Genomic DNA, 6,573 nt, shown 5'->3' on the forward strand with positions numbered 1-6,573 from the left:
GGTAAGGATACGATTGCTTCCTTTTGCCCGCCGCATTCGATGATCGGCGTTACTTTCCCGTAACGGGCTATCGCCCATGCCGCACCGATAGTGTCTGCAATGGCGGCCCTTGCATCATAACCCATGGCTCTTAATCTTAAAACAAGGTCTTTCAGGTATTCCCTTTCACCACCCCATAAATGCGGACAGCCACTAATATTTAATATTAAGCCGTCCGACAGGTCAATTGCTACATCCGGTGTATAGCGGATGCACCACTCAGCAAGCGTATGCAACAATGCTGCTCCCATATCATCCTTTGTATCCACTACCTGTAGAGAGGGGAATACCGCCCTTGCATCGGCAACAACCATCCCTGCATGGATACCGTCCCTTTCTGCTTGGACATTCGCTGCCTGTATCACCATGCGCCCGCGTTGCGGCGTAGCCATAACAAAGGGAATATCCTTTAACGCCGGTTGCTCTAGCGCATATCCGTCTGCCAACAGATGCCGGAACCATATAGACATATAACGGTTCATGCGACATCTGTTTTAAGTGTAACGGATACCTTTTCCTGAACTGGCGTCTCTACGGTATGGAAAGTATTACCTGACCATTCCAGTTGCCATGTGCCCGGCCTGCCGTTGCGAATTTTTAAAAGCTCCACTTTCCAGCGCGGGAAACCCACACCGGGCAAGTCGTCTGGCTGCCGGCTGCCCCAAGGTTGTACCTGCCAGCGTGCTACGCAGGCGGTAGGGCGGATATTATGCGGGTACAGCCGATGGACGAAGCCGGTTACTTTACTGTTCTCTACTGCAAGCTGTAACCTTCTGGATTGAGTGAAGTCTAGCTCTTTTATCTCTCCGATAACTGCGCATAAAGTCTCGCATCTCAAAGCTTCTTCTATTGCCCAGAGTGCTTCTTTTTCCCGGGTTGCATCTATAAAGATAACCCGCTCAGGGTCTATGCCGAATATTTTTAAAGCCGGGGGGAACACCGTTCTGCGGGTGCTTACCCAAAGGCAAGGTTTGCCATTTTGCATTAGGGAGTGGATAATAGCCATTATAAAACCTGAGGTAGCTGCCGACATCGCAGGGGCCGGGCTTAAGAACTCGTGTATCGCTCCCGTCGGAAAAACCTGACCCGGCATATTATTTAATAATGGGCCTAAGGGTACTACCGGGTATTCGCTGTTTGGACGAATACCCAGCCCCTGCAAACAAAGGATATTTTTGCGCAACGAATCCAGTATGTCTTTTTTTATTGTTTGCATCCACATATTTTATCCAAAAACCATTATCTTTGACATTATTAGTGTCAAAGTGTTGTTTGTAATAATAGCAAAATAAAAATGAAGGGACAAAAAATTTTTTTCGGGAGCAATCTCAAATTTCTACGAGAGCGTAAGAAGTTAAGCCAGGAAATACTCTCAGATGAACTGGGTATATCACGCTCCAAGCTGGCAGCATTGGAAAGCGGCCAGACCAAAGCGCCGCAGCCGGAAGATATGATAGGCATTTCTGAATATTTTAAAATCAGCATAGACAGCCTGCTGAAAATCAATCTTGTCAAATTACTGGAATTGCAATTGCGTGAATTGGAAGCGGGTAATGATGTTTTTATGATGGGCAGCAAAATACGCGTGCTGGCAATCAGCGTGGACAAAGATAATAATGAGAATGCGGAATATGTCCCTGTAAAAGCCAAAGCCGGTTATAGAAGCAGTTTTAACGACCCGGAATTTGTAGCGTCATTACCTAAATTCAATATACCAACCCTGCCAAAACATGGTACATTCCGTACATTTCCCATTAGCGGTGATTCTATGCTGGTGCCGGAAGGGAGTGAAGTAACGGGACAATACATTGAAAACTGGAAGGAGATTAAAGCGGATACACCTTGCATTGTTATCCTAAACGGTGTAAATGATTTTGTGTTCAAACAGGTAACGTTGCAAAAGGACAAAACATTTTTATTAAAATCTTTGAATAAGGTTTACGAACCCTATACGGCTGAGGTAAGTGAGGTCTTGCAGCTATGGGAATTCAGGATATTGCACATAAAACAATTACCGGAGCCACCGACAGAAATACATGAATTGAAAGCTATGTTGCAGGAATTAAAAGTGGAAATAACAAGATTGAAAAAATAAAGCTTATGCGTATCTGGTCATTACATCCTAAATACCTGGACACTAAAGGGCTATTGGCTGTCTGGCGTGAAACACTCTTGGCAAAGCATGTACTGGAAGGAAAAACCAAAGGATATAAACATCATCCGCAGCTGCTGCGCTTCAGGCAAATGGAAAATCCATTAAACGCAATCAATCATTACTTATCGGAGATTCATCAAGAGGCAACTTTACGCAATTACCATTTTGACGGGAATAAAATAGATAAGAATTTTCAGCCGGTACAGATGGAAGTAACGAGGGGGCAACTTGCCTATGAAATGAAACATCTATTAGGAAAATTGTCCCTAAGAGATAAAGCTTGTTTTGAAAGGTGGCGTTATTTGAAAAAAGTAGAACCTGTTACACTTTTTAAGGTAATAGCCGGTGGTGTACAAGATTGGGAAATATTGTAAGCATAAAATAAACAATGCCGGAAAAAGCCACATACCGAAAAATCATTCACGTTGACATGGACGCTTTTTATGCTTCCGTGGAGCAAAGGGATTTTCCGCAGTATCGTGGTAAAGCACTCATTGTTGGCGGTATGCCCGAAGGCAGGGGTGGTGTCGTAGCTACTGCCAGTTATGAAGCCAGAAAGTTTGGAGTACATTCTGCTATGCCTTCTAAAACGGCGCAACGATTATGTCCCCATGCTATTTTTGTCTATCCGCGATTTGATGCTTATAAAACTGTTTCCCGCCATATCCGTGAAATCTTCGAACGTTATACCGACATCATAGAACCACTGTCTTTGGATGAAGCCTATCTGGACGTAACCCATGACAAGCAAGGCATCGGCTACGCAATGGATATTGCCAAACAAATAAAACTAGCGATTAAAGAAGAGCTGAACCTTACGGCGTCAGCCGGCGTTTCTATCAATAAGTTTGTCGCCAAGATAGCTTCCGATATGAACAAACCGGATGGACTGACTTTCATTGGGCCGTCAAAGATTGAAGCCTTTATGGAACAGCTAAAAGTAGAAAAATTCCATGGCGTAGGTAAGGTAACAGCTGCGAAAATGAAGGCAATGGGTTTGCATACAGGTGGCGATTTAAAGAAACTTACGGAAGCGGAAATGACAACCCGTTTCGGTAAGCCGGGTAAGTTTTATTTTCAAATCGTCAGGGGGATAGATAACAGACCGGTACAGGCGCATCGGGAAACTAAGTCCGTCAGCGTAGAAGATACTTACCAGGAGGACCTTACTACAAAAGAAACGATGCTAGTGGAATTGGAAACACTCTCACAAAGATTATCAGAAAGGTTGCAACGCGCTGGGCTGAAAGGCAGGACAATCACGGTTAAGTTTAAGTTCCACGATTTTACTATTATGACAAGAAGTCTTTCTTTTACCATATTAATCAGCGATAAAGAAAATATGATTCAGACCGTAAAAAACATTTTGGAAAATGCACCATTGAAAGATAAGCGGGTTCGGTTGCTCGGCGTCGGAATATCCAACTTTGAATTGGCCGCAGAAAAGCGAAGACTAAATAACGATATGCAATTAAGCCTGTTTTAATCAATTGCTTTTGCAGTAGGACTGATATTTTATAATTGTCTGCCTATAACCGGGGCTGATTAAGAAACTGAAGTGCAGATAATGACAAGAAAATAAATTGAAAACTGTCTAGTAAAAACTGGACCCATAGCAAACAAAAGCTAAAAATATATTTATGGCTCCGCCATAGGGGATTATTTGTCGGCCCTATGTCTTGGGTATATATAGTAGCTATCAATTTTGCAATCGATTGCGTAAATTTTCTGAATTCTTTTTTAAAAAAGCAATAATTATGCAAACTAATAGCCGTTGTTTAAAGAAATGTTATAAATAAAATACAGAGGCGGGGATGGATAAAAGAATGCTTATCGATGTTAATGTTTTTATTTAAATCAAAAATGCTTAATATGAAACCTAAAAAATGGGAAAAACAAATACAGGTGCATTTTGCAGTTAATATTTTTGCTGGTTACCCGCCCTTGGTATTTATGCTCAAAACATGCTGGTAAAAGATAAAGAGAAACCGACAGCCTGCTATTACAAAAATTCCTGCGAGGAGTAGCTACCCATTATCTTTTTATCCCGACGCCGTCCAATGACGAAAGACTGATCTGCCGATTTCGACCGGTTCATCCTGGAAGTGCTTAAATAATTGTCTCATGAAAAGAATTTCTTTGCAACCTGAAATTAAATTGTAACATTGTCCGTAACGAAGGGTCTTATATTATTTATTATACTGCTGACAAGTAATCTTGTTGTCAGAGCGCAAATAAAATCCACAATAGATTATTATGGCACTGAAGACGGTCTGTCTCATAACGTTAGAACTTCAGTTATTAAAGACAAAGAAGGTTTTATGTGGATGGGCAGCTGGAATGGTATTAATCGATTTGATGGGAAAAAGTTTGTGAATTATAAACCTTCCGCACGTGATAAATATCAGCTTGAAACTAACAGAATAGATCAGTTGGTGGATGATAGAATTGGTGGTCTCTGGCTGAAGGCATATGACGGGCATATATATAAATTTGATAAGGCAAGTAAGAAATTTTACCCACTATATGTATTATTGAATGACACCACTTTACGCCATATACGCTTTTACAGATTAATTCACAGCCGCAAAGGTCTTATATGGATCCTATCCGAAAACAATGGCATTTTTTGTATTAATCCTAAGCCGGAAGAAAATAAAAAATATTTACATTTTTCGAGAAAATTGAAAGCGCCCTACTCGTTGGTATCCAACAACGTAAATATCTTTTTTGAAGATAACAATAATAACATCTGGCTGGGCACAAACAAAGGATTAAATTGTCTCACCGCGAAGTCGGGATATAATTATAAAAGTGTTATCCCCGATGCCAATCTTACCAAAAATATATTGAGATCTGCTGAAGATAAAAAGCATGTCTATTTTGGAACTGCCGATGGCATGCTTATTATCTTTGATAAGCAACATGGAAGAACTTCTTACATTCAATTGAGTGGATCTTCAATAAACTGTTTGGAGCGCAGCAAAATAAGTAACTTTCTTTATGTGACGACTGCTGGTGGTGAGCTGATAAGTATCAATACATCGGATAATCGAATTAAAAAGTATTCGCCAGGTCTGGGGTCTCTTTTACGAATATATGAGGACCGGTCAGGCGTATTGTGGATAGAACCGGAAAAATCAAATGTTATTAAATTTGACCCACTAACCAGTAGATTCAGCATCGTCAAAACTGATCAGCCTCCTTATAGCCAAAGCAATAACGCCTCTCTTTTTAAAGTATTTGAGGATCTTAATGGGGTCGTATGGATTAATACAAAAAATAGTGGGTTTGGATTTTATGACAAGGCCTCGGACAAGATCAAACGAATTCCTTATGGAGACAGAAGCATCCCTTTCCCGAATTTTGTAGAATTTGCCTATTACGATAGCTCAGGTGTATTTTGGGTAAGGTCGGATCGCGGCGGTATTATTAAAGTTACACTTCAGCCTGATAACTTCAATCGGGAGCTTCTGATGCTACCCAGAGATTTAAGGACCGAAAATGAGGTGAGGGCTGTATATGTGGATCACAAAAACAGGCTTTGGATAGCCTGCAAAAGTAGGGATATATATATTGTTGATCATAATAAAAAGATGCGTCCCGTTTTTTCCAATATTTCACCAAAGCAGATGGGGGCGATTTATTCGATATATGAGGATCGTAAGGGACGCATCTGGATGGGCTCAAAAACGAATGGCATATTTATAGCCACTCCTGAAAAGGGTGAATTGGCTTATAACGTAGTCCACTTTGGTAGATCTTCCGGACAAGACGGGTTGACAAGCAATCAGATATATTCAATAGCGCAGGATAAATATGGAAATATCTGGCTGGGCTCATTTGACGGCGGGCTAATGAAAATTGAAGAAACTGCCCATGGTATAAAGGATAAGATATTTTTTAAAAATTATCCCCGAACAGGATTTAATAAGATACGTCATTTGTATTTTGATCATAGGGGGAATTTATGGATAGGTACAACAGGCGGCTTGGTAATAATGGAGGGCGGTTCGGATACCGTGGAGCCTCAATTCATTAGCTATAGAAAGTTGTCTGCAGAAAAAGAAAGCTTGGGTGATAATGACATTCAGAATATTTACGAGGACTCAGAAAAGAGAATATGGTTGGCAACTTCGGGGGGTGGGCTTGGATTGGCAATAGGTGGATCAATTAAAAAATTGAAATTCAAAAATTATACTATAAAAGACGGTTTGGCCAACGATTTCATATACAGCATGATAGAAGACAAGAGCGGCAATCTATGGGTTGCTACGGAAAATGGTCTATCAAAATTTAATTATTCTACCGGGATATTCGTGAATTATAATTTTTATGACGGATTGCCTGGAACTCCCTTCTCAGAAGGATCAGACGCC

Annotated in this window: 6 protein-coding genes; 4 read left to right on the plus strand and 2 right to left on the minus strand. The window is 40.9% G+C overall.

Annotated features, from left to right (window positions below):
* On the minus strand, positions 1-521 hold a 521-nt coding region (locus tag ACQR30_RS05665; RefSeq protein WP_429732518.1), incomplete at its 3' end, for a Y-family DNA polymerase.
* On the minus strand, positions 518-1,255 hold the full coding sequence (locus ACQR30_RS05670; RefSeq protein ID WP_429732521.1) for an ImuA family protein: 738 nt from the start codon (positions 1,253-1,255) through the stop codon (positions 518-520). The genes ACQR30_RS05665 and ACQR30_RS05670, both read right to left, overlap by 4 nt.
* A gap of 78 nt (positions 1,256-1,333) precedes the next feature.
* Here ACQR30_RS05670 and ACQR30_RS05675 point away from each other — a divergent pair, with 78 nt between their 5' ends.
* The 4 genes from ACQR30_RS05675 to ACQR30_RS05690 form a co-directional block, all read left to right on the plus strand.
* Complete coding sequence (locus tag ACQR30_RS05675; RefSeq protein WP_429732523.1) at positions 1,334-2,134, plus strand: XRE family transcriptional regulator; 801 nt, start codon at positions 1,334-1,336, stop codon at positions 2,132-2,134.
* Between the two features lie 5 nt (positions 2,135-2,139).
* Positions 2,140-2,568, plus strand: a complete 429-nt coding sequence (locus tag ACQR30_RS05680) for a pyrimidine dimer DNA glycosylase/endonuclease V (RefSeq protein WP_429732526.1) — start codon at positions 2,140-2,142, stop codon at positions 2,566-2,568.
* 14 nt (positions 2,569-2,582) lie between these two features.
* Entirely contained in the window at positions 2,583-3,680 is a 1,098-nt protein-coding gene (gene dinB, locus ACQR30_RS05685; RefSeq protein WP_429732529.1) for a DNA polymerase IV, read from the plus strand.
* Between the two features lie 679 nt (positions 3,681-4,359).
* Positions 4,360-6,573: ligand-binding sensor domain-containing protein (locus ACQR30_RS05690; RefSeq protein ID WP_429732532.1), on the plus strand; the 2,214-nt coding region annotated here is incomplete at its 3' end.

Origin of the sequence: Arachidicoccus sp. (assembly GCF_050436765.1) — a bacterium.
In the GTDB taxonomy this organism is placed as follows: domain Bacteria; phylum Bacteroidota; class Bacteroidia; order Chitinophagales; family Chitinophagaceae; genus Arachidicoccus.